Below are 26,844 nucleotides of genomic sequence, written 5' to 3'. Positions count from 1 at the left end.
CAGGTAATTTTCATGATTTCAAAAAACACGGCCTGGGCCACCTTCGGCCCGACTTCCCTTTTCGTCCTGATCTGGAGCAGCGGCGCGCTTTTCTCCAAACTCGGGCTGCAGCACGCCAGCCCCTTCGCCTTCCTCGGTTTACGGTTTGCCCTTGCGCTCAGCATTCTGCTGGCGCTCGGGCTGGCCGGGCGCCGCTGGCTGCCGGCGCCCGGCACACGCCTGCGCGTCGCGCTGACAGGCCTTCTGATGATCGGCAGCTATTCCATCTGCCATTTGCTGGCGCTGGACCACGGCCTCACACCCGGTGTACTGGCCACCGTGCTGGGCGTGCAGCCCATCCTGACGCTGGCACTGACGGAACGGCAGGCCTTTTCGCGCCGACGCCTGGCGGGCCTCGGCCTGGCTCTGGGCGGACTGGTGCTGGTGGTGTATGAAAGCATTGCGCGTGCGCACTTCACCGCAGCCGGAATGCTGTTTGCTTTTGGCGCCCTGGCATGCATGACACTGGGCGCCATCTTGCAAAAGTCAGTCAGGCAAGCGCCGCGCGAAGTGCTGCCGCTGCAGCTGGCCTGCAGCCTGTTGCTGTGCCTGCTCTTTGCGCCGTTTCAGCCGATGTCTGTTGATCTGAGCACCGGCTTCTGGGTGGCACTGGTGTGGATGGGGGTTGTCATGTCGGTGGTGGCAACGCTGCTGCTGTACCGCCTGATTCACGCGGGCAACCTGGTCAACGTCACCAGCCTGTTCTATCTGGTGCCTGCAGGCACGGCTGCACTGGACTACCTCGTGCTGGGCAACCGCCTGGCACCCTGGAGCCTGGTGGGCATGCTGGCGATCCTGCTGGGCCTGGTGCAGGTCTTCCGCAACCCTGTGCAGCCGTTGGCCGCACGCTGACCCTGAGAGTTACCGGGCGGCAGTGCAAAACCGCCGCCCGGCTACAGATCAAATCAGCTGGACACCCGTCTTGGCCTGCAAGACCTCGCGGGTTACGCCGGGCGCAAGTTCCACGACTTTGAGGCCTTCGGGCACCACGTCCATCACGGCCAGGTCGGTGATGATGCGGTCGACCACCCCCACGCCCGTCAGCGGCAGGGTGCACTTCGGCAGGATCTTCATGTCTTCGGTGCCGTCCTTCTTTTTGGCAACGTGTTCCATCAGGACGATCACGCGCTTGACGCCGGCCACCAGGTCCATGGCCCCGCCCATGCCCTTGACCATCTTGCCAGGGATCATCCAGTTGGCAAGGTCACCTTTTTCGCTGACCTGCATGGCGCCCAGGATGGACAAATTGATCTTGCCGCCGCGGATCATGGCGAAGCTTTCATGGCTGCCAAAGATGGATGAGCCCTTGATCGTCGTCACGGTCTGTTTGCCGGCGTTGATCACGTCGGCGTCCACCTGGTCTTCGGTCGGAAACGGGCCAATGCCCAGCATGCCGTTTTCCGACTGCAGCCACACTTCCTTGTCGCCTGTGAAGTTGGCCACCAGCGTCGGGATGCCGATGCCGAGGTTCACATAGAAACCATCTTCGAGTTCCTGGGCGGCACGTGCCGCCATCTGGTCTTGGGTCCAAGGCATATCAAACTCCCGCTTTCTCGGTAATGGTTCGCTTCTCAATACGTTTCTCGGGATTTGCATTGAGCACGATCCGATGCACATAGATCCCTGGCAGGTGGATGTCGTCGGGGGCGAGCTCGCCGACCTCAACGACTTTCTCCACTTCAACGATGCAAATCTTGCCGGCCATTGCGGCGGCCGGATTGAAATTGCGGGCCGTGAGGTTAAAGCGCAGGTTGCCGGACTTGTCGGCCACGTGCGCCTTGACCAGGGCCACGTCGGGCACCAGTGAACGTTCCATCACATAAGTTTCGCCGTCAAACTCGCGCAGCTCCTTGCCGTCGGCCACTTGCGTGCCCACGCCGGTCTTGGTGAAGAAGGCCGGAATGCCGGCACCGCCTGCACGCAGCTTTTCGGCCAGCGTACCTTGCGGCGTGAAGTCCAGCTCCAGCTCGCCCGCCAGGTACTGGCGCTCAAACTCCTTGTTCTCGCCGACGTAGCTGGAAATCATTTTTTTGATCTGCCGCGTTTCCAGCAGCTTGCCCAGGCCGAAGCCGTCAACACCGGCGTTGTTGGAAATCACGGTGAGGTTCTTCACCCGGCTGTCGCGCAAGGCTTCGATCAGCGCCTCGGGAATGCCGCACAGGCCGAAACCGCCGACGGCCATCAACTGGCCGTCCTTGACGACGCCCTTGAGGGCTTCTGCGGCGGAAGGGAAAAGTTTTTTCACAAATAGTCTCCTTGAGTCGTGATGCTGGCAGGTGCCATCAGCAACCCATTACGATACTACTTATCAAGTTAGGTAGTTTTCCGTAAAGGTAAGTACTGTGGAAGTCGATTACCAGCTCGCATTCGATCTGGCACCGGTGGGACTGGTGCTGTCCCGCAACCGCTCCATTGTGGACTGCAACCAGCATTTGTGCGAGATGTTCGGCGCCACGCGCGAACAACTTGCCGGCCAGTCGTTCATGATTCTTTATCCCAGTGCGGACGAGTACGAGCGCATAGGCGCACGCATGATTCCGATCCTGAACGCCAAGGGCCTGTATTCCGACGACCGCATCATGAAGCGCGTGGATGGCCGCAACAAGGGTGAGACCTTCTGGTGCCACGTCACGGGGCGGGCGCTCAACCGAAGCGCACCGCACGAAGCCGGCATCTGGACTTTCGAGGACCTGAGCTCGCGCCGCCCCGTCACGGCCGAACTCACCGCGCGTGAACGTGAAGTGGCCGCGCACCTGATGGACGGCATGACCTCCAAGGAAATTGGCCGCGCGCTGGTGATCAGCCACCGCACCGTCGAAATTTACCGCGCCCGCCTGATGCGCAAATACAAGGCGTCCACCACGGCCGACCTGGTACACCGGCTCATGGCCGGGTCGTGAACAGACCATCTGCCGCGCTTTAATTTGCTACGTTTTATATAGCACCTTGCGCTTTACCAAAAAGGGCTGGAGGCTTTTTCCGCTTAAACCATTGATGCATGGGTGCTGGCCGGCTCCGAGGGATTGGCCTCTTCACTCGCCAGCCGGTCAAACGGCAATGCCTGCTTCACCAGAATCACCGTACAGGGCGCCGCCATGGCGACCTTGATCGGAACCGTCGCCAGCAGGCGCTGCATCTGCAGGCCATGCGTCGCAGCGCCCATCACGATCATGCTGACATGATTGCCCTGGGCATAGTGCAGCAGTGCCTGCGCAACATCGCCCGATTCGATGACATGAAAAGACACTGTCTGGCTGTTCAGGTGCAAAGGCTGCGCCCACTGGCGAAGCATGCCCAGGTAGCGCCGGTGCACGGTGGTTTCGCTCGTCTGCGTGTCATGGCCCGGGGTTGCCTTCGGATCAATCACCGTCACGCAGGCCAGCCGCGCGCGCGGTGTCGTGCCCAGCACCCGCATCACGGCGCGCCGCAGCGAATACAGCGTAGCGTCGCTCACGTCCAGGCAAGGCACGGCCACCAGGATGATGGGCGCCGCATCAATTTGCCGGGAGGGCAGCGGGCTGGGCTGGTAGTCTTTGCCCGCTGCGCGCAGCCAACGCTTGAAATGCACCCAAAATCCCGTGGGGTGCAGGCGCTGGCCCAGCCCGGTCACGGCGATCTGCGCTGGGTCAGAGAGATCCAGCGCCAGGTGTGCAGCCGACGCATAACGCCGGTCGGCCTCGTTCTGCAGGCAGTGCAGGATCACTTCCTGCAGCCATTCGGGCAAGTCTGGCCGCAGCGCGCGCGGCGGCACCGGATCCATCCACAGTCGCTGCCGCAGGCCGCCGCGGGTCTGCGGGTTGCCAAAAGGCAGCGCCCGTGTGGCCAGTTCGTACAACATCACGCCGATGGCAAAGATGTCGCTGCGCGGATCGCCCCGCACGCCCACCACCTGTTCGGGCGCCATCCAGGTCGGGGAGCCGACGGCGGGACGCAGCTCTTCAGCCAGCAGGTCCGGGTAATGCGCGTGGCAAGACAACCCGAAGTCGAGCAGCACGGCACTGCCATCGGGGCGTATCAGCACGTTCGCCGGTTTCAGGTCCAGGTGGCAGGCATCCTGCAGATGCAGGCTGTGTACCGCCTGGGCCACTGCCACACCCAGCCGGGCAATTTCTTCGGCAGGCAGCGGCGCTGCAGCCTCGTCCAGCAGTTGTTGCAGAGTGCGGCCGGAAACGTATTCCATCACCAGGTAAGGCAGCTTTTCGAGGTCTCCCGCTGCCACCAGGCGCGGCACATGCGGCCCGGTCAGCACGGAAAGCAACTGCAGCTCGACCTCAAAGCCCACGATGTTTTCCGCGCCGTCGCCGGGCGTCATGCGCGGCACCTTCATCACCAGCGGAAAAGGCACGGCGTGCGTTGTGTCGGCATACCCCACCTGGTAGATGTGCGCCATGCCACCGGCATGCAGGCATTCGCCAACCACAAATCCATCTACCACGGTGCCGGGTGCCATCAACCTCACAGGCCCGCCTCCAGCCGCTGCGCAAAGTATGCGGGCAGGCCGGCTGCGCGCACATCGGCTGCGGCAGCCAGGTGGTCATAAGCCACGCGGTGGAAAGTCAGCTCGGCCAGCTCCGGGTCAAACAGTGCATACATGGCTTTGGTATTGCCGTCGCGCGGCTGGCCCACCGAACCCACGGTGGCGAGCCAGTAACGGTGCGCCGGCACCGGAATGAGCACGCCCGGGGTAGGCTGAAAGCGCATCAGCCCCTGCCCCGCACCGTGGAAATACAGCGTCTGCTGGTGCACGTGACCGCAAAACACATAGCGCACGTCCGGATCGAGCGATGCGGCGTCAAGGCTGGCTTCGGCGCGGCGTTCATTGTCCACATAGTGCCAGCGCCCCGGCGAGTCGGCACTGGCGTGTACCAGCAGCGCGGTGCCAATGGTGGCCGTCAGTGGCAGTCTCTCGAGGAAATCCAGGGCATCCTTGTCCAGCCGTTCGTGCGTCCAGGCTGCGCCGCTCTGGTCAACCGATCGGGCCTGTGCGGGCGGCGTCACCGTGTGCTGGTCATGGTTGCCCCTGAGCACGACGGCGCCCTCCCCAGCCAGGTCGCGAATCCGTTGCACCACCTCGGCCGGCTGCGCGCCATAGCCCACCAGGTCTCCCAGTATGGCCAGTCGGCCGGCGCCCTGCTCTGCAGCGTGGGCAAGGCAGGCCTCCAGCGCACGCAGGTTGGCATGCACATCGGACAGCAGGGCTATTTTCATAAGGTGAGGCGCAGTTTTATTTCACAGCAGGCAATCCCAGGCAGCTGATGTCCTGTCATTCGGGAGCAGGACAGTACAGTTTGCCGTAAAAGGAAGAGGCCGTGGCTGTTTTTATCCGCGTCAACGCAACTGCCATGCGCCAATGTCCAAGATGGCGGCCATCAGCATGCTACCAAATTAATAGCTGCTTGCGCTCGCCCTGACTGGGCTGCAGGCCACAATCACCTTTATCATCGCCTGCTTTATCGCCGTTGATCCCATCATGCATATCCGCCCTTACCAGGACTCAGACCTCGCCGCAGTCGCCCAGCTGTTCACCGATGCGGTTCATGGCCTGGCGGGAAGCCATTACGACGCCGTGCAGCGCGAGGCCTGGGCGCCTCACCCACCCGATCCGGGCCTATGGAAAACGCGGCTCGGGCCATTACAAATCTTGCTGGCGCAAGACGCGGAAGGCGGCGGTCTGCTGGGCTTTATTGGCTATGAAAAAAATGGCCATATCGACCTCCTGTTTACGTCGCCCGCTGCCGCGCGCCGCGGTGTGGCTTCACAGCTTTACGGCCATGCCGAAACTGCGCTGCGCGGTCTCGGCATCGTGGAGTTTTTTACGGAGGCCAGCCTGGTGAGCCGGCCATTTTTCGAGCGCCAGGGATTCGCGGTGAGGGAAGAGCAATGCGTTGAACGGCGCGGGGCCATGCTCCGCCGCTTTGCGATGACCAAGACCGTCCCCCTGGGCGACCAGGGTTAGTCAACGGTTCAGATGGCGTCCGGCTCGTGCCGGATGGTCTCACGCGTGCGGTGGTGGTCGCGCAATTTTCCCAACGTGTGGTCAAGCACCCGTTTGAGCTTGTCGCTTGCGCCGCGAAAGGCTTCGTCCTGGCTGGGCGCGTGGTGGTTGACGGCCAGTGGTTCATGGTGCGCCAGCCGCGCTTCCATCACGCAGCGTTTTTGGTCCGGGCTGATTTTGTCGCTGTTTTCATCGCTCATATGAACCTCAATGCGCGTGATGTCGCCCTTGAAGCGGCTCAGTGAGCTGTTGAGTTCGGTGCTGGCCCAGCGCTCGAACGATTCGCCGGTGTGCATGGTGTGATTGGAATTGACTTGGACTTGCATGGGTATTGTTTTCCTTTCAGGACGGTTACAGCGAAGAGGCCTGCCGGCCGGGCTGTCTTGCGGTTGCCGGGGGGCAACTGGAAAATTCATTGTGCGCCCTGCACGGCTGCGAGCCTGTAGTCCTGATCCCCACCCTGAAGTAAGGGTGGTTTTCCACACCGCACACGGACATACGGTTTCCTCATGGGGTGAGTGCCTCACCGGGCTTCGGAAAGCGCCAGGCAGCGTGCGCCGATAAATTCCCTGAGCAGGCGCAGGCCGGGCGTCAGTTGCCGCCGTCCCGGTAACACCATGTACAGCGGTACAGCCTCGGTTTGCCATTCTGTGCACAGGGCGACCAGCCGCCCCGCAGCCAGGTCGCCCACCACATCCAGCCGCGACTTGTAAGTGATGCCGCGGCCGGCCAGGGCCCACCGGCGAACCGCGTCGCCATCGTTGGCAACATTGCCGCCAGTGGCACGCACCGTGAGCTCTTCGCCATTTCTCCAGAACTTCCAACGGTCATACACGTCTTCACCCAGCATGAAGCACAGGCAAATATGCTTTGCCAGTGCCTGCGGCGTATCAGGCGTACCGTGCAACGCGAGGTAGGCAGGTGACGCACACAGCACGCGCCGATTCGTCAAATCCACCGGCAACGCCAGCATGCTGGAATCGGGCGGCTCGCCTTGCCGAAAAGCCGCGTCCACCAGGTCGCTGTAGACATTGGTCACGCGATCCGACAGGTGCAGCCGGTATTGAATGCCGGGATGCAACAGCTGAAACGCTTCCAGCCAGGGCAGCAGCACATTGCGGCCGAAGTCTGATGGCGCGGCCAGCTGCAGCACACCGCGCACCTGCTGCCGGCCGCTGGCGAGCTCCAGCTGGGCATCTCGCAGGGCGGCCAGCGCGGGCCGGCAGTGTGCGAGGAAAACCTCACCTTCGCGCGTCAACCGCAAGCTGCGGGTGGAACGCACAAAAAGCGGCGCCTGCAATTCTGCCTCCAGCCGTTTGAGTGCCGCGCTGGCGGCCGCCGGCGTCAGGTCCAGGCTGCGGGCCGTGGCCGACAGGCTGCCTGTGTCGACAGTGCGAATAAAGATTTCCAGGTCTTGCAGGGCTTTCATTTACAAATTTTATTTGCAAATAGCTTCAACTGAAAGCTTGTTTATCTTCATTTTCAAATTCAATACAGTTCAAGAATCAGTTTTGAGCACTGCTGAACACAACGCCACGCAACATCACACGCAAAGGAAATCACCATGAAAGCCATCGGCTACACACAAGCCCACGCACTCAACCAGACCGGCCAAACCGGGTTGACCGACATCACCCTGCCCGACCCGACGCCCACCGGCCACGACCTGCTGGTCGAGGTGAAAGCCGTTTCAGTGAACCCGGTGGACACCAAAGTACGCGCCAGCGCGGCGCGCAGCGCTGGCTCGGATTACAAGGTGTTGGGCTATGACGCCAGCGGTATCGTGCGCGCCGTCGGCCCCGAGGTCACACTGTTCAAGGCCGGTGACAAGGTCTGGTATGCGGGGTCCATCGCCCGGCCCGGCACCAACAGCGAACTCCACCTGGTCGATGAACGCATCGTCGGCCGCATGCCGCAAACGCTGGGGTTTGCCGAAGCGGCCGCCCTGCCGCTGACCAGCATCACCGCCTGGGAGATGCTGTTCGACCGTCTCGGCATCGTGCCGGGCAAAACACCGAACAACAAAACACTGCTCATCATCGGCGCCTCGGGCGGCGTGGGCTCGATCATGACGCAGCTGGCCACGCGCCTGACCTCGCTCACCGTGATAGGCACCGCGTCACGGCCGGAAACCCAAGCCTGGGTGAAGGAACTCGGCGCCCATCATGTCATCGACCACAGCCGGCCGATTGCCGAAGAGCTCAAGCGTATCGGCATCCCCGCGGTGGACTACATCGTGGGCCTCACGCAAACCGACAGCCACCTGGCACAAATCGCCGAAGCCATCGCACCACAAGGCAAGTTCGGCCTGATTGACGACCCGGTGAAGTTCGACATCACGCTGTTCAAACGCAAGAGCGCATCCATCCACTGGGAACTGATGTTCACCCGCCCCCTCTTCGGCACACCCGACATGGTGGCACAGCACCGCCTGCTCAATGAGGTCGCCCAACTTGTCGATTCCGGCTTGATCCGCACGACGCTGACGGAAACGTTTGGTGTGATCAATGCCGCCAATTTGCGGCGGGCGCATGAGTTGGTGGAGTCTGGGAAGGCGCGGGGGAAGGTTGTGCTTGAAGGATGGGTTTGAGTTTTCTTGTTGAGGCCGGGGCTTGTTCCGGCCTTAACGCCGCAAAGTCTTGAACATCACAAACGCATCCACCAACCCCAACCTCACATGCCGAAAAGCCTCCGGCAAGGTCCCCACAATCTCAAACCCCAATCTTTGCCATAACCGAACAGCACGCTCATTCGTCGACACCACCAGGTTGAACTGCATCGCCAGAAAACCCATGGCCAGCGCTTCCTGCTGGGAGTGCTCGCACATCGCCGACGCCAGGCCTTTGCCCTGCGCTTCGGGCGCGACCACATAACCGCAGTTGCAGACATGCGCACCCAGCCCCGGCTGGTTGGGTTTGATGAAGTAGGTGCCTAGCACTCGGCCGTCGTCGCTGTTCCCCTCACGCACTACATACGTCGCCCGGGGCACGTCCATCCACACCGCGTGTATTTCAGCTTCTGTGCTGTGGGGCGAAAAGGCATAGGTGTCGCCTGCTTCAAAGGTGGCGCGCAGCAGCGGCCAAACGGCGGGCCAGTCGGCCTCGGTGCAGCGGCGGATCAAGGGCTTGGGTTCATTCATGGCGGATAAGGATAAAAGCTATTTGCTATCTTTTTAGTAGCTATACATCCATGTATTGGAAGAGCTGCAACCTCAAATCGCTTACAAACCTCAAGCCTTTGGAGGCGCATCAACAACCTCGGCCGCCGTGCGAAATGCCTCGACCGCGGCGGGCAGGCCGCAATAAATGCTCGCGTGCAGCAGCACTTCCTGAAGCTGCTCCGGCGTCACGCCGTTGTTGAGCGCGCCGCGCACATGCCCTTTGAGTTCGTGCTGTTTGCCCAGTGCCGTCAACATGGCTACGGTAATCAGGCTGCGTGTTTTGAGGTCCAGCCCCGGCCGCTGCCACACGTCACCCCAGGCATTGCGGGTCACAAAGTGCTGGATCGGCAGGGAAAAACCGGTGGCCTTGTCGAAAGCATTGGCCACAAAATCCTCGCCCATTACCTGTTTGCGGGTGGCGAGGCCTTTTTCGAAATCCTTGTCTGCGGGCTGCGTCATGGAGGCTCCTAAAAGACGAAGCGTAATGGAAAGCAAAAAAGCCCGCTCCGGTCTTCACCGGGCGGGCTTTGCCTCAATCAGGGCCTATGAGGGTCCGGCTCAATCAGGCAAGGTCGTAGCGATCCAGGTTCATCACCTTGTTCCAGGCTGCCACAAAGTCACGCACGAAGACCTGCTGCGAATCGCTGCACGCATAGACCTCCGCAATGGCCCGCAACTGCGAGTTCGAACCGAAGACGAGATCGATCACCGTACCCGTCCATTTGAGTTCGCCCGTCGACCGGTCGCGGCCCTCCAGCACATCTTCTGCGTCAGCAGATTTCTGCCACTTCGTGCGCATGTCGAGCAGGTTCACAAAGAAGTCGTTGCTCAAGGTTCCGGGCCGCTTGGTGAAAACTCCATGCTGGGCCTGCCCGACGTTGGCATTCAGGGCGCGCATGCCGCCAACCAGAACCGTCATCTCGGGAGCGCTCAGCGTCATCAGGTTCGCGCGATCCACCAGCTGCTCGGCTGCCCGCTGCGCCTGCCCCTTGCGGGTGTAGTTGCGAAAGCCGTCTGCGGCAGGTTCCAGCACGGCAAAAGACGCCACATCGGTTTGCGCTTGCGAAGCATCCGTGCGGCCCGGTGAAAAGGGCACCTTCACGTCGTGACCGGCTTTCCGTGCAGCCGCCTCGACGGCCGCGCAGCCACCCAGAACGATCAAATCAGCCAGCGAGATTTTCTTGCGGCCGGACTGCGCGCCGTTGAACTCGCCCTGGATGGCCTCCAGCACTTTCAGGACTTTCGCCAGCTCGGCCGGTTGATTGACCTCCCAATCCTTTTGTGGTGCCAGGCGGATGCGCGCACCGTTCGCGCCGCCGCGCTTGTCGCTGCCGCGGAAGGTGGAAGCAGACGCCCAGGCCGTTGTGACGAGCTGGGAGATGGAGAGCCCGGAGGCGAGGACCTTGGCCTTGAGGCCCTCAGTATCCTGCTCATTGACCAGCGGATGATCGACGGCGGGAATGGGGTCCTGCCAGATCAGTGCCTCCTTCGGCACCAGCGGGCCCAGGTAGCGCGCGGCCGGGCCCATGTCACGGTGCGTCAGCTTGTACCAGGCCCGGGCGAAGGCATCGGCAAACTCCTGCGGGTTCGCCATGAAACGCCGCGAGATTTTCYCGTAAGCCGGGTCCATGCGCATGGCCATATCAGCGGTCGTCATTATCGGGGCATGGCGCAGCGCGGGGTCATGGGCATCCGGCACGGTGGTCGCCGCGGCGGGGTCTTTGGGCTTCCACTGGTGGACACCGGCAGGGCTCTTCGTGAGCTCCCACTCGTAGCCGAACAGGTTTTCAAAGTAACCGTTGTCCCACTTGGTGGGGTTCTTGGTCCAGGCACCTTCGATACCGCTGGTGACGGTGTGCACGCCGTGCCCGCCGCCAAACTTGTTGATCCAGCCAAACCCCTGGTCTTCAATGGTGGCGCCCTCAGGCTCGGGACCCACGTATTGGCCCGGATCGGCTGCGCCGTGGGCCTTGCCGAAGGTGTGCCCGCCGGCGGTGAGCGCAACAGTTTCTTCGTCGTTCATCGCCATGCGGGCGAAGGTCTCGCGGATGTCCCGCGCCGAACCCAGCGGGTCCGGTTTGCCGTTCGGGCCCTCGGGGTTCACATAGATCAGCCCCATCTGCACAGCACCGAGCGGGTTTTCGAGTTCGCGGTCGCCGGTGTAGCGCTTGTCGCCCATCCACTCGGCTTCAGGGCCCCAGTAAATCTCTTCCGGCTCCCAGACGTCCGGGCGCCCGCCGGCAAAGCCGAAGGTCTTGAATCCCATGGAGTCCATGGCCACGGTGCCGGCCAGAACCATCAGGTCGGCCCAGGAGATTTTTCGGCCGTACTTCTGCTTGATCGGCCACAGCAGGCGGCGTGCCTTGTCGAGGTTTCCGTTGTCCGGCCAGCTGTTGAGCGGCGCAAATCGCTGTGTGCCGGAGCCGGCGCCGCCGCGCCCGTCGGCGATCCGGTAGGTGCCTGCGCTGTGCCACGCCATGCGAACGAAGAATGGGCCATAGTGGCCGTAGTCCGCAGGCCACCAGTCCTGCGAATCCGTCATGAGCTCATGGAGGTCTTTCACCACGGCATGCAGGTCCAGGGTCTTGAATTCCTCGGCATAGTTGAACGCCTCGCCCATGGGATCGGACAGCGATGAGTTCTGGTGAAGGATCTTGAGGTTCAGCTGGTTGGGCCACCAATCGGCGTTCGTTGCGGCACCAGCCAGAGCATGTTTGCGGGCGCCACCCGAGAATGGGCAGCCGCCTTCGCTTTGCGTGTTGTGATCAGCCATGATGAGTTACCTTTGATGATTAAGTGGTGCCGAATGACGGCATGGAATTGCACTGCGGGACAGCCGGGACGCTTTGGTCAAGGCCGTGTGGGTGGGGCTGCTAATGGGGTCTCCTTTGACGGGCTTGCCAGGTGATGGCCTGTGAAGCACAGTCTAGGTTTCACTGCAAAATAATCAAAGGCAATTAAAGATATTTACCTAATAGTTTTTATCAATTGCATCTGTTTTGGCTTCAATTCCCCAACGCGACCTGACGGGTAATCTTGCAGTTACGCTTGGGTCCGAGTCACTTATCGAGTCACTTATAAAGCCTTTGAAGGAACCCTCATGACCAGCCCCAAAACCGCCGGCACAGCACCCCGGTACCCTGCTCCCGAACTGAAGGACCTGCCGGAAGACATCAAAGCCAAAGTCCTGGAGGTGCAGGAAAAAGCCGGCTTCGTGCCCAACGTATTCCTGGCGCTGGCGCGCCGCCCTGCCGAATGGCGTGCCTTCTTCGCCTATCACGATGCGCTGATGCTCAAGGAAGAAGGCTCCAACCCCAACGGCAGTCTGACCAAGGGCGAGCGCGAGATGATCGTCACCACGACGAGCGCCGCCAACAAATGCCTGTATTGCGTGGTGGCGCACGGCGCCATCCTGCGCATCTATGAAAAGAAACCGCTGGTGGCCGACCAGGTGGCGGTGAACCACCGCAAGGCTGACATCACACTACGCCAGCGCGCCATGCTCGACTTTGCGATGAAGGTATGCCTGCAAGCGGACCAGATTGAAGACAGCGACTTTGAAGCGCTGCACGGCCACGGCTTTGACGATGAAGACGCCTGGGATATCGCGGCCATCACGGCTTTTTTTGGGCTCTCCAACCGCATGGCGAGCTTCAGCAACATGCAGCCCAACCCCGAGTTCTACCTGATGGGCCGTGTGCCCAAGCCGCCCAAGGCCGCCTGAAACCGCTCAGGCGCGAATCACGCCCAGGACCCTGCGCACCCGCTATGCTCATGAATCAGCCTTCTCACAAGACTTAAAAACCATGGCACCAGACGCCACATCCACCGCCTCGACATCTTCTACCCCATCAGCCGGCGCTTACGGCCTGACCGTGCGCAAGCTGGAGATCGACCTGAGCGATGGCTTTGACCGCCACTGGTTTGGCGGCGATGCCTTCCTGAGCCAGTACCACAACGCCTTGTCGATGAGTTTTCCGGTCGGCGAGCAGTCGTTCATCGAGGCCGTGCGCGACTGCGCCAAATTGCTGCCTCGCACGCCAGAGCACGCGCTGCTGCATGAAGCCACTGCACAGTTCATCGGCCAGGAGGCTACCCACCGCCACATCCACGGCCTGTACAACGCACAGTTGGAGAGGCAGGGCCTGGTCAACCGCTGGCAACACTGGGCCACGGCCCGCATTGACTTTGCCAAAAAACGCGGTGTGGCGCCCCACCACTTCCTTGCGGTCACGGCAGCCTACGAACACCTTACGGCGGTGCTGGCCGACTACATGCTTCGCCACGGTGACGCGCTGGACCATGCAGACCCGAAGATGCAGACCCTCTGGCGCTGGCACGCAGCCGAAGAGACCGAGCATCGCGCGGTAGCCTACGACCTGTACCAAGCGCTTGGCGGAAACCACGCATGGCGCGTGCGCTGGTATGTCTACGCGCTGCTGCTGTTTTCCTGGGACTCGGGCCGGCAAACGGTGCTGAACCTCTGGCATGACGGCACGCTGTTCAAACCAGGCACCTGGTGGAGTGCGATGAAATTTTTCTGGGGAAAAAATGGCGTTGTGTGGCGCTGTACCGCCCCGCTGCTGACCTACTTCAGGCGGGACTTCCACCCCGACCAGGAAACTGTTGCTGAACCCGGCCAGCAAACCCGCGCCATTGCCCAGCGCTGGTTGAAAGAGCACGCGGACAGCTTTCGCACAGTTCGCTGAAGCTTTGCTGCGATGCTGCAGCACTCATATGCCGCCAGGATTGCTATCTTATTGATAGCTGTTTGCGCATGACCTGATTAGGCCAGCGGGATTTTTCTTTCAGAATTACGCTTCAACCAGCTTGCGCATCCACTCGGGCAGGGCTTTGGCTTTTTGTGCCGGAAAGTCCACCCAGATGGTGGTGGCGCCGCCCGCGGCGCAGATCACGCCCGGCGTATCCGCGCGCTCCATGGTGGCCCAGCTTTCAAAGGTGGTGCGGCCAGGGTCGCTCACGTACATCTTCATCAGCACGTCGCCGGGGTATTCCAGCTGCTTGTAGAAATTGCAGAAGGCATTGACGATGACCGGGCCTTCCCCCTGAGGGTCGGGCTTGCAGCCAATGCCGTACATCCAGTCGATGCGGATGGTTTCGAGATAACGGAAGTAAGTGCCGTTGTTGAGGTGGCCCATCGCGTCCATGTCACCCCAGCGGATGGGGATATGCATCTCGTGGACCAGCTTTTTCTTTTCGGGAATTTCAATTTTCATGATGCCAATTTCCCCTATCGATGAGCCCTGATGGAAGCCAGGATTCCCAGTGTGAACAACACGCAGGCAGACAGTTGTACCAGTGTGGGCCAGTGGCCATCCCAGGCAAACGAATACAGCAGTGCAAAAATGGTTTCACTCACGATGAGCTGCCCGCACAGGCTGGCGCTGAGCCGCTGGCTGGCCATGTTCCACAAAATTGTCGCCAGCCAGGTGGAACCCAGACCGGCCAGGACACACAGCAGCACGAACACACCACGGTCTTCACGGCCAGCCAGCACGCTTGCGTTCGAACCCGCAAGCAGCCACATCAGCAATGCCCCGAGGCCGGTTGCCACACCCAGCCAGTTGGCCCAGTCGGTGGCGTTGACTTCAGGGTGCCGCTTGAGCCAGGCTGAATTCAGGATCGCAAAAGCCGTCCAGCACACCAGCGAGGCCGACACAAACAGCATGCCGCGCCAGAAATGTGTAGCCGTTCCCTCGCCGGCCTCGTGGGTGGAACCCATCATAAGTGCCAGCCCTGCCAAGGTGAGCGCCAGGCCGGGCAGCAGGGAAGCCCAACGCAGGCCTTGCGGCTTGCCCAGCAACATGACCCAGATCGGAATGGTGCCGATCACCAGCGAAGGCACTTCGGTGCCGGCGTCGCGTATAGCCAGCACCAGCAGCAGGTAGTAGCCGCTGAACCCGAGAATGCTCATGACCAGAGCGGCCCACGCCTGCCGCGCTGTGGGCAGGCGGCGGGTGCGCCATCCCGCCAGCATCACCAGCACGGCGAACACGCCGTACACCGCAAAGCGCCCGGCCGTCAGGTCAATGGACGAATAGCCGCCCACGCCCATGTCGAGCATGCGCGGCGCCACAAACACCAGGCCCCACAGCGCGCCCGCCGCGAGCCCGGCCAGAATGCCCGTCAGCATCCGTCAGGCAGTGTGCGCAGTGGCTACCAGGCGCAAACCTAGCAGCCCCATCGCACCGGCGGCGGTGCGGTCTACCGCAGCCTTGCTGCGCAGGTAGGCTGCGCGCGGCACAGCGGAAGACAAAACCACCGCCACCACGGCATACCAGCCGGTTTCCATCACGAGTACACCCACAAGCACCAGCAGGGCTGCGGGCAAGGGAAACTGCGCTGGCAACAGGGCCGCGAACACGCTGCTGTAAACCACCACGATCTTCGGGTTGCTCAGCTGCGTCACCAGCCCCTGGCGAAACGATTGCAACACCGTGCGACGCGAGGCGCCCTTGTCATCGCCGCTCATTTCCAGCGGCTGGCGCGCGCCGCGCCAGATATTGAAGGCGATCCACATCAGGTACAGGCCGCCCACGACCTTGAGCGCCATGTAGACACCAGGCAAGGCGGCCAGCAACGCCTGCAGCCCGGCCAGCGCCAACGCGGCAAACACCAGCGCCCCCAGGCCCATACCCACCGCGGCAGCCAGGCCGTCAGCGCGTGAACGCGAAACCGCGATGCGCGCAACCTGCACAAAACTGGGGCCCGGGCTGACCACGCCCGCCAGCAAGGCCAGGAAAATAAGGCCTATCGGGCCGAGGTAAGGGACTACCGAATCCATCATGTTGCTCTCCAGAAATTCATACGCCAAAACCGTCATCCGCCGCTATCACCGCGCCGTTGACAAAGTGGCTCTCGCCACTGGCCAGCATCACCAGCAGTGCATCCAGGTCTTGCGGTTTGCCGATGCGCTTGCGCGGCAACATCTGCACCAGCCTCTTGCCCTGCTCGGTTTCCCAATGGTGGTGGTTGATCTCGGTGTCAATATAGCCGGGGCAGATGGCGTTGACGTTGATGCCGAACTTGCCCCACTCCAGCGCCATGGCTTTGGTCATCTGCACCACGGCGGCCTTGCTCATGCAGTACACGCCGATCTGCGGCAGTACGCGCAAGCCGGCCATGGAGGCGATGTTGATGATGCGGCCGCCGGCATAGTTGCCGGGCCCGGCACCGCGCGAACGGGCCAGCATGCGCTTGCCGACTTCCTGCGCCACGAAGAAGGCGCCCTTCACATTGGTGTTGAAGATGAAGTCATAGTCTTCCTCGCCGACGTCCTGGATGCGCTGTGTGGTGCTCACGCCGGAGTTGTTGACCAGGATGTCGATGGGGCCGACCTCCGTTTCAGCATGGGCCACGCCGGCCTTGATGCTGGCGTGGTCGGTCACGTCGAGCTCAACCACATGCGCATCGCCACCCGCAGCCTCAATCTGCGCGCGCAGGTCCTTGAGCTTGTCGAGCCTGCGGCTGGCCAGCACCACGGCCGCGCCGGCACGGCTCAGTGTTTTGGCGAACTGCGCACCCAGCCCGCCGGATGCACCGGTCACGAGAGCGACACGCCCCGACAGATCAATGCTGTAAGCCATTAGAGGCTCCTCTCTCAATTTAAACCGTACAAAAGAGAACGACCGTTCGCATCGCCGCATTCGCGACATAAAATCCAACGCGAGACCGACAATCCTTCCTGAAAATCATTATCAGCGAGTCCCCGATGAATACCCAAGAAATTCTGGCCCAGTTCGGCCCGCGCGAAGCAATGGAATATGACGTGGTCGTGGTGGGCGGCGGGCCCGGCGGGCTGGCTACCGCCATTCGCCTGAAACAACTGGCCGCAGAAAAAGCCACGGACATCTCCGTGGTGGTTCTCGAAAAGGGTTCCGAACCCGGTGCCCACATTCTTTCGGGTGCGGTTATGGACCCCAAGGCATTGACCGAACTGATTCCGGACTGGAAAGCGCAAGGCGCGCCATTGAACCAGCCTGTCACCGCCGACGAGGTTCTTTTTCTCAGCGAGAAAAGCGCGATCAAGACGCCCGCCTTTTTTGTGCCGGACTGCTTCCACAATGAAGGTAACTATGTCATCAGCCTGGGCAATGTGGTGCGCTGGCTGGCGCAGCAGGCAGAGGGCTTGGGCGTTGAAATCTTCCCGGGCTTCGCGGCGGCCGAAGTGCTCTACAACGACGACGGCTCCGTCAAGGGCGTGGCCACCGGCAACCTCGGCATCGGCAAGGATGGCCAGCCGACCGACAACTTCCAGCTCGGCATGGAACTGCACGGCAAGTACACCGTGTTTGCCGAAGGCGCGCGCGGCCACCTGGGCCGCCAGCTGATCAACCGCTTCAAGCTCGACGAAGACAGGGACCCGCAAGGCTACGCGCTGGGAGTGAAAGAACTCTGGGAAATCGACCCGGCCAAACACAAGCCGGGCCTTGTGATCCACACTGCCGGCTGGCCCATGGACAGCCAGACCTACGGTGGCGGTTTCATGTACCACCTGGAGGACAACAAGGTCACGCTGGGCATGGTCACCGGCCTGGACTACAGCAACCCCTACCTCAGCCCGTTTGAAGAGATGCAGCGCTGGAAGACCCATCCCAGCATCAAGGCTTACCTCGAAGGCGGCAAGCGCCTCAGCTACGGCGCGCGCGCCATCACCGCAGGCGGCGCGCTCAGCCTGCCCAAGACCGTGTTCCCGGGCGGCGCGCTGATCGGCTGCGAAGCCGGCTACCTCAATGCCGCCCGCATCAAGGGCAGCCACGCGGCCATCAAGAGCGGTATGCTGGCCGCTGAGGCCGCCTATGGAGCTGTCACCGCCGGCCGCCAGCACGATGAACTGGCCGCTTACCCTGAAGCCTATGCCAAGAGCTGGCTCGCGCAGGAGCTCAACCAGTCGCGCAATTTCAAGTCCTGGTTCAAGAAAGGCCTCTACGTCGGCGCCTTCATGACCGGCATCGAGCACTGGCTGTTGCCCAAGCTGGGCTTCAAGTCGCCGCCCTGGACCATCCACAACAGCATTCCGGACTACGCCAAGCTCAAGCCGGCGGCCGAGTGCACGCCCATCGTGTATCCCAAGCCCGACAACAAGATCACCTTCGACCGCCTTAGTTCGGTTTTCGTCTCCAACACCAACCACGAAGAGCACCAGCCCGCGCACCTGACGCTCAAGGACGCGAGCGTGCCGGTGAGCATCAACCTGGCCCAATACGCCGGCCCCGAAAGCCGCTACTGCCCGGCCGGTGTCTACGAGTTCGTAAAGAACCCCGACAACTCCGACCGCCTGCAGATCAACGCGCAGAACTGCGTCCACTGCAAAACCTGCGACATCAAGGACCCGACTCAGAACATCGTGTGGGTCACACCTGAAGGCGGCGGCGGGCCCAATTACAGCGGCATGTAAGCACAGCCTCTCCATCAACGAAAGCCCGGCCTCCCCCGGGCTTTTTTCATGCGATTTGCTACGCCGGGTTAATTCCCGGGAATTCAGCGCACTGTGCGAGCAGTCGCAGCAGCCCCTGATCTTTGTGACTTTTTGTCGTTTGCCGTTGGGATGCCAACTGCTCACGAACAGTTCAGCTGCCCGCCAGCTGGCGATTTGCAACCGTCATTCACAAGTGCTTACCGAACGATTCGAAACGCTTTGAGGCCAGCGTGACGGCTTCCCACGCACATATGCGGCTTACGCTGACATCCTTTCTCCACGCGTCAAAGACACTCGTAACTAGCCCCTGAAAGGGAATGGTCTGGTGATGTCTGGATGCTGCCCGTCCATGCAATCCCTCACGCGAACATGTTTCAGCAGTGTTACGCCGGCGTCGTGACCCGTATCAAATCAACCCGCTGCCATGCAGCCTTTTGCAATGACCCTGAACAAATCCAGTGTGCGACCTAGTGTGCTATTAACCGGTGGAGCCGGATACATCGGAAGCCATACTTTTGTGGCGCTGGTGAATGCCGGCTACCAGCCTGTCATCCTCGACGACTTTTCCAACAGCCATCCTGCCGTGCTGCACCGGCTGCAGCAGCTGACGGGTCAGCCCGTACCGTGCGAACGCGGCAACGTACTGGACACCGATTTTGTGGCCGGGGTCCTGCAACGCTACCACTGCGTTGCGGCCGTCCACTTTGCCGGGTTCAAGGCCGTAGGGGAAAGTGTGCAACGCCCTCTCATGTACTACCAGAACAATGTTGGCGGACTCCTGAGTTTGTTGCGGGCGATGGAAACGACGGACTGCCGGGCCGTAGTCTTCTCTTCAAGCGCCACGGTCTATGGGGACCCCGCCACCGTGCCCATCAACGAGCAGTTTCCATGCATGCCGGAGAGCCCGTATGCCCACACCAAACTGATGTGTGAAAACATCCTGGCATCGCTGCGCATTTCAGACGCGGCGTGGCGGGTCGGGGTGCTGCGCTACTTCAACCCGGTGGGCGCGCACCCCAGTGGACTGATCGGCGAAGACCCCAATGGAATCCCCAACAACCTGATGCCGTACGTCACCCAGGTGGCCGTGGGCAAACGGGCCACGCTCAATGTGTTTGGCAATGACTACCCCACGCCCGACGGCACCGGGGTGCGCGACTACCTGCACGTCACCGACCTTGCGGCAGGCCATGTGGCCGCAGTCGATGCTTTGCTGGCAAGCGGCAAGAGCTTTACGGTCAATCTGGGCACCGGCGAGGGCACCAGTGTTCTCGGTGTGGTCCAGGCGTTTGAGCGGGCAAGCGGACGGCCGATTCCTTATGAATTTGCACCTCGACGAGCCGGGGATGTCGCACAGTACTTTGCAGATGTTTCCCTGGCCGGCAGCCTGCTGGGCTGGCGCGCCACATGCACGATCGACGACATGTGCCGCGACTCCTGGCACTGGCAGCAGCGCAATCCCGAAGGCTACAGGAACACCTCTGAAAACGGTACGGACATATCCGCATCTGAGCCCATGCGCAATAGCCCGAACGGACTCATTCAGCCGGCAGTCAGCATGTGAGCAATTCAAGCCTTGCCCCAAGAATGCGCCACGCTTTTTTGAACTCAATAAATAGCATAAAGCGCGCCATGAGCCATTCGGACTATTGTCAATTGCTGCACTGCACAACAAACTCTTTTCCTGCTTTGACAGAAGGAAAACCCTATGTTTCGAACCCTGTTTACCGCCATTTTGGCCACCTGGATTGCTTCAGCAACGGCGTCTACCAACCCGCCTGCAGCGCCCGCAGCGGTGACGCCAACGGGAGCTACCGCCAAAGCGACACGTATGAAACTGCAGCCCGGCACTGAGCCCGTCAAGGTCAACACAGTCCACAGTGTGGACGCGGTGCGCAGTGGCCAATCCGGCCTGGGTGTCACGGCGGCGGGCGAGGCAGATACGGACGAATCCGGATGGCACCCTTACGGCACGCTGCTGGCCACATTGGCGTTGATGGGCGTGATTGCCGTTCGCCGCCATAAAGCAGAGAGGTCTTGAGCATGAGTGGCCTCGGCCGTCCGGGTGTTGCAGCGGTCAAATGGAGCGCCGTTTCCACAGCGGCACGCTTTGGGCTGCAGCTGGTGGCCCAGGTGATTCTGGCCCGCACCCTGGGGCCGGAGATTTTTGGCGTTTTTGCCATCGGCATGGTGGTACTGACATTCGCCACATTTGTCTCCGGTTTTGGCTTCAGCTGGAGCCTGTTGCAACGCACCACACTGAGTGACGAGGACGTCCGGTTTGCCTGGACATGGCAACTGATCGTGGGTATTGCCACCATGCTTGCCCTGTATTTTCTGGCGCCGCTGCTGTCGGCTTATTTCCGGGAGCCGCGCTCGCAATTCGTCATTGAATGGTTATCGGTGGCGTGCCTGCTGGGTGCTGCGGCAGCACCGGCTACCTACCTGCTGCAGCGTGACTTGAATTTCCGGGCAGTGGGACTGATTCAGGTCGGCAGCTATGCCGCTGGGTATGTGGCTGTTGGGGTGCCGATGGCACTGCTTGGCCAGGGTGAGGCTTCGCTGGTAGCGGCCTGGCTGGTTCAGGCGGCTGTCGTGTTTGTTGCAAGTTATGCCCTCAAGCCGCATGCGCTTCGCCCGCTGTTCTGGTATGCCGATGCAAAGTCCGCTGTCGGCACGGGGCACACGGTCTTTTTGACCAATATCGTCAACTGGGTGCTCAACAACCTTGATCGGGTATTGATAGGCCGGTTGCTCAACGCGCAATCGCTGGGTCTCTATAACGTGGCTTACAACCTGGCCACGATGCCCAACACCTTGCTGCTGGGCGCACTTCAGCCCGCGTTCCTGGCGGCGGGCGCACGCCTGCAAAACGACCGGCCACGACTGGGCCGCGCTTATCTGCAGATGCTGGCCACCATTGTGGTGTTGGGACTCCCCGCCTTTGCGACGCTTGCCTTTCTGTCGCCCGACATCGTGCGTGTGCTTTATGGGCCCGCATGGAGTGGGGCAGCCTGGGTGCTGGGAATTTTGTTCCTCTGCATGCCGGCGTACGTCATCTGGGGACTGTCGACACCCGTGCTGTGGAACACCGGACGCAAGTACTACGAATTTGCGCTGCAGCTCCCGCTGATCGTTTTGGGCATCCTCGGTTTTTACCTGTTTGCAGGCCAGGGAATCCACATGGCTGCAGTCGTGGCGGGTCTGTTGCTGGTACTGCGCGCAGCCGTTACGGCTACGGCTGCATTCCGTGCACTGGAGCTTGGCTGGATGTCCCTGCTACCGGATGCCCTGCGCGGGTTTCTTCTTTGTGCCGCTTGCGTTTTAGGTGTGATGGCAGGTCAGCACGCGGTTGCACGGTTTGATATTCCCCTGCTCTCGCTGCTTGCCGGAAGCCTGTCCGCAGTAGTCCTGCCGGCATTGCTGCTTGCCCTGAGGCCGCAAATGCTGGGGCGGGAAACATCCGAAATGGTCATCCGGTTTGTCCCCGGACTGGCGAAGTTTTTGCGCCGCGGTGTTTCGGCACCACGTACCGATCTTTCCAATTCCCTTGAGCAGCCACTCTAAGGAGCTATCCTGGATCAACCCATCGTTATTTCGGTTCTGGTTGCTGGTGCCATTTTGGCGGCGCTTTTGGCGACGCTGGGCATGGCGGGTGCAGTTCATGTCACGTCACGCCGTGCGCACGGGTACATGCATGTCATTTTCTACGCCATCCTGGCAATGGTGGCCCTGAACAATTTCCTCTCGGGGCGCGACCTCTCCAGCAGTGCATTTAAATTGGACGAAGTTGCGGTGGTGGTGCGCCACCCGCTGGTGGCTTTGGCGCAGCCGCTGGTTTCCCTCTTGCTGCTCACGCTGGCGGGGGAACGCATCATCACGCACTGGCTTCAACGCGACAAGACGGTGCAGGCCCCCCCGGTGATGTTGATCACCTTTGTTCTTTTCTGGGCAGGCACGGTGGCCTCACCGGCTCTTCTGGGCCTGCATCCGCATGTGTCACACGATTACGTGTACCCGCTGCTCATCGGCATCGCGGCAGTGCTTGCCACCAGCATGGAAAGAGACCTCGCATTCAAGGCGGCTCGCAACGCCCTGCTGCTCTTTATGGCAGCGGGCTTGCTGCTGATCCCTTTCAAGCCAACGCTGGTGCTGGACCTCTCCTATACACAGGGCTTGCTGCCTGGTGTACCGCGGCTGGCAGGGCTGGCTGCACATGCCGTGTCACTCGGCATGCTGGCTCAGCTGGGCTTGCTGTGTCTTCTCGCGCGTCCTCTGCAGAGCGTCTGGCTGAATCGCCTGGCGTGGGGAATGGGGCTCCTTGTCCTTTTTCTCGCTCAATCCAAAACAGCCTGGATTTCTTTTACCCTGTGCTCCGCCTGCATTCTTGCTGTACGCCAGGGGCCCGCGTTTCTGCGCCGCGCCACTGACCCGGTGCGGCCGGAATTCGGCATCGTCTCGTTGGTGGGGTTCATGGTTGCGGTGGCCGGCGTCACGTTGGTGCTGATGTTTGGCGATATCGATGCGCGTCTGTCCAGCTTCTTTGACAGCGCCCAGGGCGCGCAACTCGCGTCCATGACCGGCCGTGATCAGATCTGGGCAATTGCCTATGACGAATGGCAGCGCAACCCTGTGTTCGGCTACGGACCCACCCTGTGGGATGTCAGTTTCCGTGAAAGTATCGGCATGCCCAATGCGACCCACGCGCACAACCAGTTTATGGACACGCTGTCGCGCTCCGGCACGGTGGGTGCCGCTGCACTGGTGTTGTACGCACTGGTGCTGCTGGTCCTGTCTATCCGCTATGCACGTGCCAGCGGCGGCCTTTCACTGGCGTTGTTCGTGGCGCTGGCACTGCGCGCCATCAGTGAAGTGCCGCTGCTGCTCTTCGGTTACGGCCCCGAGCTCACCACTCACGTGCTTTTGCTGATGACGCTGGCGGCTGCAGCGCGCGAAGCCCATGCCCGCAGAAGGCAGCCGGCAAGCTTGCCGGAAGGTGCCACGCCCCGCTTCGCCGGGAACTTCCATCCGTCCCCGGCTACCTCTCGAGCCCGACCATGAAATTTTCGATTGTCATTCCGCTTTACAACAAGGCACCGTACATCAACGACACCATCGCGTCGGTGCTGGCACAAACCTTCTCGGACTTCGAGGTCATTGTGGTGGACGACGGTTCCACCGACGGCGGTGCGGAACTGGTAACGTTCATACCTGACCCGCGATTGCGCCTGGTGCGCCAGGCCAATGCCGGTGTTTCCGCCGCCCGGAACCTGGGAATTTCGCTGGCAAAAGGCGAATGGGTTTCCTTTCTCGACGCCGATGACTGGCACCATCCCCAGTACCTGGAAACCCTCCTGTGGACGCAGGCGCGTTACCCGCAGGTCGACACGGTGGCCACCGACTTCTTGCCGGTTCCCGATACGCACACCATGTGGCCGCCGAACTGGCCAGTGCTGGCAGATCAACCGGAAGTGGAACTCATCACCGATCTGCCGCGGCGCTGGATGAGCGCGCCGTCGCTGTGCACCAGCGCGGTGTCCGTGCGAAGCGCGCGCTTGCGGCAAATGCAGCCATGCTTTCCTTCGGGAGAGTCGCACGGCGAAGACCTGGATCTATGGTTCCGTCTGGCTGAGAAAACCCCCGTTGCGCTGGTCCGGTCGCCCTTGATGGCGTATCGGCTGGCTGTGGAAGGCGGCCTGACGACATACCACCCCGACCTGGCCATGCCACCGTTTCTGGAACGCATGCGGGCACGTGCACTATCAGGGGCCATGACCACAGCACAACGCCGGTCTGCACTGTGGCTTGTGGCGCAACACGAGTTGACGCTGGCACGGCAGGCATTGGCATCCGGAAGCCGCCGTGAGGGCTTCGACTGGCTGGTGCGCGCACACCGCGCGGCTACCGGGAGACGCTGGTGGCTGACGGCGGCCATGCTTTTCATGCCGGGCCAAGTGGTGAAAAACTGGCAGCTTTGGCGCACGCGCCGGACCGTTCACACCGGCAGCCCGGCCGAAGCAGGATAAAAAAATGAACCCCAAATCACCCCGCAAAATTACCCCCCTCTGGCATTCCTGCCGGGTCTCCGTGGTCATCAAGGCACTGAATGAGGAAAAACGCATCCGGGCGACCATCGAGAGTGCGCTGCGCGCTGTTTCCACCGTGGGAGGAGAGGTCATTCTTGCCGACTCCTGCTCGACCGACAGCACAGTGGAACTGGCATGTACTTACCCCATCCGTATCGTCCAGCTGGCCAATCCCAACGAGCGCTGCTGCGGCGTGGGCCCGCAACTGGGCTACCAGCATTCGCATGGCGACTTCATTTATATCCTCGATGGCGACATGCAGATGCAGGAAGGCTTTCTTGAGAAAGCACTCGATTTTCTGGATGCCCATGAAGACGTCGCAGGCGTCGGCGGACGGGTGGTGGAGCAAAACACCGCGAGCCTGGAATACCTTGCGCGTGGAGAACGCGCCTCGCCGCACCTGCTGCCTGGCAAGGTCGACCGGCTCGACGGCGGAGGGCTTTACCGTCGCACAGCCATTGAGGCCGCAGGCTATCTTTCCGACCGTAACCTGCACAGCTATGAAGAATTTGACCTGGCCATCAGGCTGCGCGCTCTCGGCTGGCATCTGTGGCGCCTGCCGGTGGATGCCGCCAACCACTTTGGCCACGATGCACCACCCTATCGCTTGTTGATGCGGCGCTGGAGCACCCGCTATATCTGCGGGCTGGGCGAACTGGTCCGCGCTGCCGCCGGCCAGCCCCGACTGCATCTGGCGCTGCAGGGCCTGCGGGAACTGCGCCTGTACATGGCCGTCCTGGGCTGGTGGGCGGTCATGGCCAGCCTGGTATTCTGGCCGGTATCGGCTCCCCTGCGCATGGCATTCTTTTGCATCATCGTCACGGCGCCGGTGTTGCTGATGACCTGGCGAAAACGGTCTGTCACCAAGGCGCTGTATTCGGTGATCTCATGGTGCTTCAATGCCGCAGGCCTCATACGCGGCCTGCTTCGCCGGCAACGCCCGGCTGGCGAGGCCATCGCGAGCCGGGTACTCAAGGACTTCTCAATGGCGCCTCGCCAGGTAATTCAGGGGAGCGCGCATTGAGCGGCCCAGATGGAAGCCTGCAGAAGCAACGGGCGACGCAGCAATTCACGGGCGTACAAATTCTGAGATTTGCCGCGGCCATGCTTGTCGTGGTCATGCACATTACCCAGGCCATTTCCATCCACATCGGCGGAACCGGCCCAACCCATTATTGGGCAGACGGCTCCGCAGGCGTAGACATCTTTTTTGTCATCAGCGGGTTTGTCATGGCCATGTCAACGTCGACATTGCCTTCCGACGCTGCGTCCCGGGTCAATGCCGCCTGGGTGTTCATGCGAAGGCGCTTGCTGAGGATCGCGCCGCTCTACTGGTTCTATACCTTGTTGAAGGTCGTCCTCTTGCTGGCTTTGCCGACTCTCGCGTCCCGCGCGTCCGTCGAGCCCGGGCATCTGGCCGCCTCCCTTTTGTTCATCCCTGCCGTGAGCCCGTGGGGCCTCGTATTGCCCGCGCTGCCCGTCGGCTGGACATTGAATTTTGAAATGCTTTTTTATGCGGTTTTTGCGGCAGCCATTGCGCTGGGCGCACCACGCATCCGGTTTTGTTTGCTGGTTTTTCTGCTGATTTTCACGGCTGAGTGGTATGTACCGGACTCGGTGGTCCTGGGTTTCTACGCCCAGAGCATTGTTTTTGAGTTCATTCTTGGGGTCTGCATTGCCTATGCCTTTTTGCATTTCCGGCATGCATCGCCAGGAGTCGGCCTAATCGTCATCGCCGCTGGCGTGATGTTCATGTTTATCCCTGACTGGGGGCACTCGGCCGACCGTTTCGCCACATGGGGCTGCGGTGCTGCGCTGGTTGTCCTCGGGTCAATCTGGCTCGAGCCATGGACCTTGCGCGCACCACTGGCTTCCCGTCTGTCTTTTTTGGGTGACGCTTCCTACTCCATCTATCTCTCGCACACCTTCGTGGTACCGGCCGGTGTGCTGGCACTGAAAAAACTGGGCGTGCAGGACAGCCTGGCCATCGTGCTTGCCGTGGGCATGGCCGTGGTGGTTGCGGGCTGCATCTCGTATGTGTGGCTGGAGCGTCCCATGACCACCTTCTTCAAGCGCGCACTCTTTAGGAAACCCGGTCTTTCTTATCAAGGTACAGGAAAGTAAA

General features: G+C 61.4%; 27 protein-coding genes. 14 read left to right on the top strand and 13 right to left on the bottom strand.

Features of this window, described 5'->3' with window-relative positions:
- The first annotated feature begins 12 nt into the window (after window positions 1–12).
- Entirely contained in the window at window positions 13–891 is an 879-nt protein-coding gene (locus AC1DZE_RS06410; protein WP_477699887.1) for a DMT family transporter, read from the top strand.
- 48 nt (window positions 892–939) lie between these two features.
- Here AC1DZE_RS06410 and AC1DZE_RS06405 read toward each other — a convergent pair whose 3' ends face one another.
- Together AC1DZE_RS06405 and AC1DZE_RS06400 are read right to left on the bottom strand one after the other, a co-directional pair.
- Window positions 940–1,575, bottom strand: a complete 636-nt coding sequence (locus AC1DZE_RS06405) for a 3-oxoacid CoA-transferase subunit B (RefSeq protein ID WP_477667842.1) — start codon at window positions 1,573–1,575, stop codon at window positions 940–942.
- A 1-nt stretch (window position 1,576) separates the two neighbouring features.
- On the bottom strand, window positions 1,577–2,284 hold the full coding sequence (locus AC1DZE_RS06400) for a CoA transferase subunit A (RefSeq protein ID WP_477667843.1): 708 nt from the start codon (window positions 2,282–2,284) through the stop codon (window positions 1,577–1,579).
- A gap of 97 nt (window positions 2,285–2,381) precedes the next feature.
- On the opposite strand from AC1DZE_RS06400, the gene AC1DZE_RS06395 reads away from it, so the two are divergent.
- Complete coding sequence (locus AC1DZE_RS06395; protein ID WP_457280177.1) at window positions 2,382–2,939, top strand: helix-turn-helix transcriptional regulator; 558 nt, start codon at window positions 2,382–2,384, stop codon at window positions 2,937–2,939.
- 83 nt (window positions 2,940–3,022) lie between these two features.
- On the opposite strand, the gene AC1DZE_RS06390 is transcribed toward AC1DZE_RS06395, so the two are convergent.
- Together AC1DZE_RS06390 and AC1DZE_RS06385 are read right to left on the bottom strand one after the other, a co-directional pair.
- On the bottom strand, window positions 3,023–4,498 hold the full coding sequence (locus AC1DZE_RS06390; RefSeq protein ID WP_477699886.1) for a protein kinase domain-containing protein: 1,476 nt from the start codon (window positions 4,496–4,498) through the stop codon (window positions 3,023–3,025).
- Window positions 4,495–5,247: a metallophosphoesterase family protein gene (locus AC1DZE_RS06385; protein ID WP_477667845.1), complete on the bottom strand. Its 753-nt coding sequence runs from the start codon at window positions 5,245–5,247 to the stop codon at window positions 4,495–4,497. Before AC1DZE_RS06385 ends, AC1DZE_RS06390 begins: the two co-directional genes overlap by 4 nt.
- Before the next feature lie 262 nt (window positions 5,248–5,509).
- Between AC1DZE_RS06385 and AC1DZE_RS06380 the strand changes: the two genes are divergently transcribed.
- A complete protein-coding gene (locus tag AC1DZE_RS06380; protein ID WP_477673250.1) occupies window positions 5,510–5,995 on the top strand; it encodes a GNAT family N-acetyltransferase in 486 nt (161 codons plus the stop codon).
- 8 nt (window positions 5,996–6,003) lie between these two features.
- Here AC1DZE_RS06380 and AC1DZE_RS06375 read toward each other — a convergent pair whose 3' ends face one another.
- Window positions 6,004–6,360 carry an HPF/RaiA family ribosome-associated protein gene (locus tag AC1DZE_RS06375; RefSeq protein ID WP_477667847.1) on the bottom strand — a complete coding sequence of 119 codons (357 nt, stop codon included), beginning with the start codon at window positions 6,358–6,360 and terminating at the stop codon, window positions 6,004–6,006.
- A gap of 197 nt (window positions 6,361–6,557) precedes the next feature.
- Window positions 6,558–7,463, bottom strand: a complete 906-nt coding sequence (locus AC1DZE_RS06370) for a LysR family transcriptional regulator (RefSeq protein WP_477667848.1) — start codon at window positions 7,461–7,463, stop codon at window positions 6,558–6,560.
- Between the two features lie 135 nt (window positions 7,464–7,598).
- On the opposite strand from AC1DZE_RS06370, the gene AC1DZE_RS06365 reads away from it, so the two are divergent.
- The gene (locus AC1DZE_RS06365; protein ID WP_477699885.1) at window positions 7,599–8,624 is read left to right on the top strand and encodes a zinc-binding alcohol dehydrogenase family protein; all 1,026 of its coding nucleotides are present in this window, start codon (window positions 7,599–7,601) and stop codon (window positions 8,622–8,624) included.
- Window positions 8,625–8,657: 33 nt separating this feature from the next.
- On the opposite strand, the gene AC1DZE_RS06360 is transcribed toward AC1DZE_RS06365, so the two are convergent.
- The 3 genes from AC1DZE_RS06360 to katG form a co-directional block, all read right to left on the bottom strand.
- Complete coding sequence (locus tag AC1DZE_RS06360; protein ID WP_477667850.1) at window positions 8,658–9,173, bottom strand: N-acetyltransferase family protein; 516 nt, start codon at window positions 9,171–9,173, stop codon at window positions 8,658–8,660.
- Window positions 9,174–9,263: 90 nt separating this feature from the next.
- The gene (locus AC1DZE_RS06355; protein ID WP_477699884.1) at window positions 9,264–9,653 is read right to left on the bottom strand and encodes a carboxymuconolactone decarboxylase family protein; all 390 of its coding nucleotides are present in this window, start codon (window positions 9,651–9,653) and stop codon (window positions 9,264–9,266) included.
- A gap of 103 nt (window positions 9,654–9,756) precedes the next feature.
- Entirely contained in the window at window positions 9,757–11,967 is a 2,211-nt protein-coding gene (gene katG / locus AC1DZE_RS06350; RefSeq protein WP_477699883.1) for a catalase/peroxidase HPI, read from the bottom strand.
- Window positions 11,968–12,294: 327 nt separating this feature from the next.
- Between katG and AC1DZE_RS06345 the strand changes: the two genes are divergently transcribed.
- Together AC1DZE_RS06345 and AC1DZE_RS06340 are read left to right on the top strand one after the other, a co-directional pair.
- A complete protein-coding gene (locus AC1DZE_RS06345; RefSeq protein ID WP_477673280.1) occupies window positions 12,295–12,918 on the top strand; it encodes a peroxidase-related enzyme in 624 nt (207 codons plus the stop codon).
- A gap of 82 nt (window positions 12,919–13,000) precedes the next feature.
- Entirely contained in the window at window positions 13,001–13,903 is a 903-nt protein-coding gene (locus AC1DZE_RS06340; protein ID WP_477667854.1) for a metal-dependent hydrolase, read from the top strand.
- Between the two features lie 105 nt (window positions 13,904–14,008).
- Here the strand turns inward: AC1DZE_RS06340 and AC1DZE_RS06335 are convergent, their stop codons facing one another.
- From AC1DZE_RS06335 to AC1DZE_RS06320, 4 genes are read right to left on the bottom strand one after another with little or no spacing between them, the layout of a single operon-like run.
- The gene (locus tag AC1DZE_RS06335) at window positions 14,009–14,431 is read right to left on the bottom strand and encodes an acyl-CoA thioesterase (RefSeq protein ID WP_477667855.1); all 423 of its coding nucleotides are present in this window, start codon (window positions 14,429–14,431) and stop codon (window positions 14,009–14,011) included.
- A gap of 14 nt (window positions 14,432–14,445) precedes the next feature.
- Window positions 14,446–15,348, bottom strand: coding sequence for a DMT family transporter (locus AC1DZE_RS06330; protein WP_477667856.1), 903 nt, complete (start codon window positions 15,346–15,348; stop codon window positions 14,446–14,448).
- 3 nt (window positions 15,349–15,351) lie between these two features.
- Window positions 15,352–16,002, bottom strand: coding sequence for a LysE family translocator (locus tag AC1DZE_RS06325; RefSeq protein ID WP_477667857.1), 651 nt, complete (start codon window positions 16,000–16,002; stop codon window positions 15,352–15,354).
- A gap of 16 nt (window positions 16,003–16,018) precedes the next feature.
- Window positions 16,019–16,801, bottom strand: a complete 783-nt coding sequence (locus AC1DZE_RS06320) for an SDR family oxidoreductase (protein ID WP_457280162.1) — start codon at window positions 16,799–16,801, stop codon at window positions 16,019–16,021.
- 125 nt (window positions 16,802–16,926) lie between these two features.
- Between AC1DZE_RS06320 and AC1DZE_RS06315 the strand changes: the two genes are divergently transcribed.
- From AC1DZE_RS06315 to AC1DZE_RS06280, 8 genes are all read left to right on the top strand, one after another.
- Complete coding sequence (locus AC1DZE_RS06315) at window positions 16,927–18,612, top strand: electron transfer flavoprotein-ubiquinone oxidoreductase (protein ID WP_477667859.1); 1,686 nt, start codon at window positions 16,927–16,929, stop codon at window positions 18,610–18,612.
- Between the two features lie 445 nt (window positions 18,613–19,057).
- The gene (gene galE / locus AC1DZE_RS06310) at window positions 19,058–20,197 is read left to right on the top strand and encodes a UDP-glucose 4-epimerase GalE (RefSeq protein ID WP_477699882.1); all 1,140 of its coding nucleotides are present in this window, start codon (window positions 19,058–19,060) and stop codon (window positions 20,195–20,197) included.
- A gap of 144 nt (window positions 20,198–20,341) precedes the next feature.
- A complete protein-coding gene (locus AC1DZE_RS06305; protein WP_457280159.1) occupies window positions 20,342–20,674 on the top strand; it encodes a hypothetical protein in 333 nt (110 codons plus the stop codon).
- A 2-nt stretch (window positions 20,675–20,676) separates the two neighbouring features.
- Window positions 20,677–22,200: a lipopolysaccharide biosynthesis protein gene (locus tag AC1DZE_RS06300; protein WP_457280158.1), complete on the top strand. Its 1,524-nt coding sequence runs from the start codon at window positions 20,677–20,679 to the stop codon at window positions 22,198–22,200.
- A gap of 126 nt (window positions 22,201–22,326) precedes the next feature.
- The gene (locus AC1DZE_RS06295) at window positions 22,327–23,694 is read left to right on the top strand and encodes an O-antigen ligase family protein (RefSeq protein WP_477699881.1); all 1,368 of its coding nucleotides are present in this window, start codon (window positions 22,327–22,329) and stop codon (window positions 23,692–23,694) included.
- Complete coding sequence (locus AC1DZE_RS06290) at window positions 23,691–24,659, top strand: glycosyltransferase family 2 protein (RefSeq protein WP_477667862.1); 969 nt, start codon at window positions 23,691–23,693, stop codon at window positions 24,657–24,659. Before AC1DZE_RS06295 ends, AC1DZE_RS06290 begins: the two co-directional genes overlap by 4 nt.
- 4 nt (window positions 24,660–24,663) lie before the next feature.
- The gene (locus tag AC1DZE_RS06285) at window positions 24,664–25,743 is read left to right on the top strand and encodes a glycosyltransferase family 2 protein (RefSeq protein WP_477673852.1); all 1,080 of its coding nucleotides are present in this window, start codon (window positions 24,664–24,666) and stop codon (window positions 25,741–25,743) included.
- A gap of 80 nt (window positions 25,744–25,823) precedes the next feature.
- Window positions 25,824–26,843 (top strand): acyltransferase family protein, encoded by a 1,020-nt coding sequence (locus AC1DZE_RS06280; protein ID WP_477699880.1) that lies wholly within the window; start codon window positions 25,824–25,826, stop codon window positions 26,841–26,843.
- Window position 26,844: the final 1 nt, after the last annotated feature.

It is taken from the genome of Polaromonas sp. P1_F1 (genome assembly GCF_056405795.1).
Note: the sequence above shows the minus strand (reverse complement) of the source record. Positions and strands in the feature narration are given on the sequence as shown.

Bases quoted from the DNA above. Each gene is read 5' to 3' on its own strand.
- AC1DZE_RS06410 (WP_477699887.1), top strand. From the start codon at position 13: ATGATTTCAAAAAACACGGCCTGGGCCACCTTCGGCCCGACTTCCCTT.
- AC1DZE_RS06370 (WP_477667848.1), bottom strand. From the start codon at position 7,463: ATGAAAGCCCTGCAAGACCTGGAAATCTTTATTCGCACTGTCGACACA.
- AC1DZE_RS06325 (WP_477667857.1), bottom strand. From the start codon at position 16,002: ATGATGGATTCGGTAGTCCCTTACCTCGGCCCGATAGGCCTTATTTTC.
- AC1DZE_RS06365 (WP_477699885.1), top strand. From the start codon at position 7,599: ATGAAAGCCATCGGCTACACACAAGCCCACGCACTCAACCAGACCGGC.
- AC1DZE_RS06305 (WP_457280159.1), top strand. From the start codon at position 20,342: ATGTTTCGAACCCTGTTTACCGCCATTTTGGCCACCTGGATTGCTTCA.
- AC1DZE_RS06295 (WP_477699881.1), top strand. From the start codon at position 22,327: ATGCATGTCATTTTCTACGCCATCCTGGCAATGGTGGCCCTGAACAAT.
- AC1DZE_RS06285 (WP_477673852.1), top strand. From the start codon at position 24,664: ATGAACCCCAAATCACCCCGCAAAATTACCCCCCTCTGGCATTCCTGC.
- AC1DZE_RS06335 (WP_477667855.1), bottom strand. From the start codon at position 14,431: ATGAAAATTGAAATTCCCGAAAAGAAAAAGCTGGTCCACGAGATGCAT.
- AC1DZE_RS06320 (WP_457280162.1), bottom strand. From the start codon at position 16,801: ATGGCTTACAGCATTGATCTGTCGGGGCGTGTCGCTCTCGTGACCGGT.
- AC1DZE_RS06385 (WP_477667845.1), bottom strand. From the start codon at position 5,247: ATGAAAATAGCCCTGCTGTCCGATGTGCATGCCAACCTGCGTGCGCTG.
- AC1DZE_RS06290 (WP_477667862.1), top strand. From the start codon at position 23,691: ATGAAATTTTCGATTGTCATTCCGCTTTACAACAAGGCACCGTACATC.
- AC1DZE_RS06380 (WP_477673250.1), top strand. From the start codon at position 5,510: ATGCATATCCGCCCTTACCAGGACTCAGACCTCGCCGCAGTCGCCCAG.
- AC1DZE_RS06315 (WP_477667859.1), top strand. From the start codon at position 16,927: ATGAATACCCAAGAAATTCTGGCCCAGTTCGGCCCGCGCGAAGCAATG.
- AC1DZE_RS06405 (WP_477667842.1), bottom strand. From the start codon at position 1,575: ATGCCTTGGACCCAAGACCAGATGGCGGCACGTGCCGCCCAGGAACTC.
- AC1DZE_RS06280 (WP_477699880.1), top strand. From the start codon at position 25,824: ATGCTTGTCGTGGTCATGCACATTACCCAGGCCATTTCCATCCACATC.
- AC1DZE_RS06340 (WP_477667854.1), top strand. From the start codon at position 13,001: ATGGCACCAGACGCCACATCCACCGCCTCGACATCTTCTACCCCATCA.
- AC1DZE_RS06345 (WP_477673280.1), top strand. From the start codon at position 12,295: ATGACCAGCCCCAAAACCGCCGGCACAGCACCCCGGTACCCTGCTCCC.
- AC1DZE_RS06360 (WP_477667850.1), bottom strand. From the start codon at position 9,173: ATGAATGAACCCAAGCCCTTGATCCGCCGCTGCACCGAGGCCGACTGG.
- AC1DZE_RS06375 (WP_477667847.1), bottom strand. From the start codon at position 6,360: ATGCAAGTCCAAGTCAATTCCAATCACACCATGCACACCGGCGAATCG.
- AC1DZE_RS06355 (WP_477699884.1), bottom strand. From the start codon at position 9,653: ATGACGCAGCCCGCAGACAAGGATTTCGAAAAAGGCCTCGCCACCCGC.
- AC1DZE_RS06300 (WP_457280158.1), top strand. From the start codon at position 20,677: ATGAGTGGCCTCGGCCGTCCGGGTGTTGCAGCGGTCAAATGGAGCGCC.
- galE (WP_477699882.1), top strand. From the start codon at position 19,058: ATGCAGCCTTTTGCAATGACCCTGAACAAATCCAGTGTGCGACCTAGT.
- AC1DZE_RS06330 (WP_477667856.1), bottom strand. From the start codon at position 15,348: ATGCTGACGGGCATTCTGGCCGGGCTCGCGGCGGGCGCGCTGTGGGGC.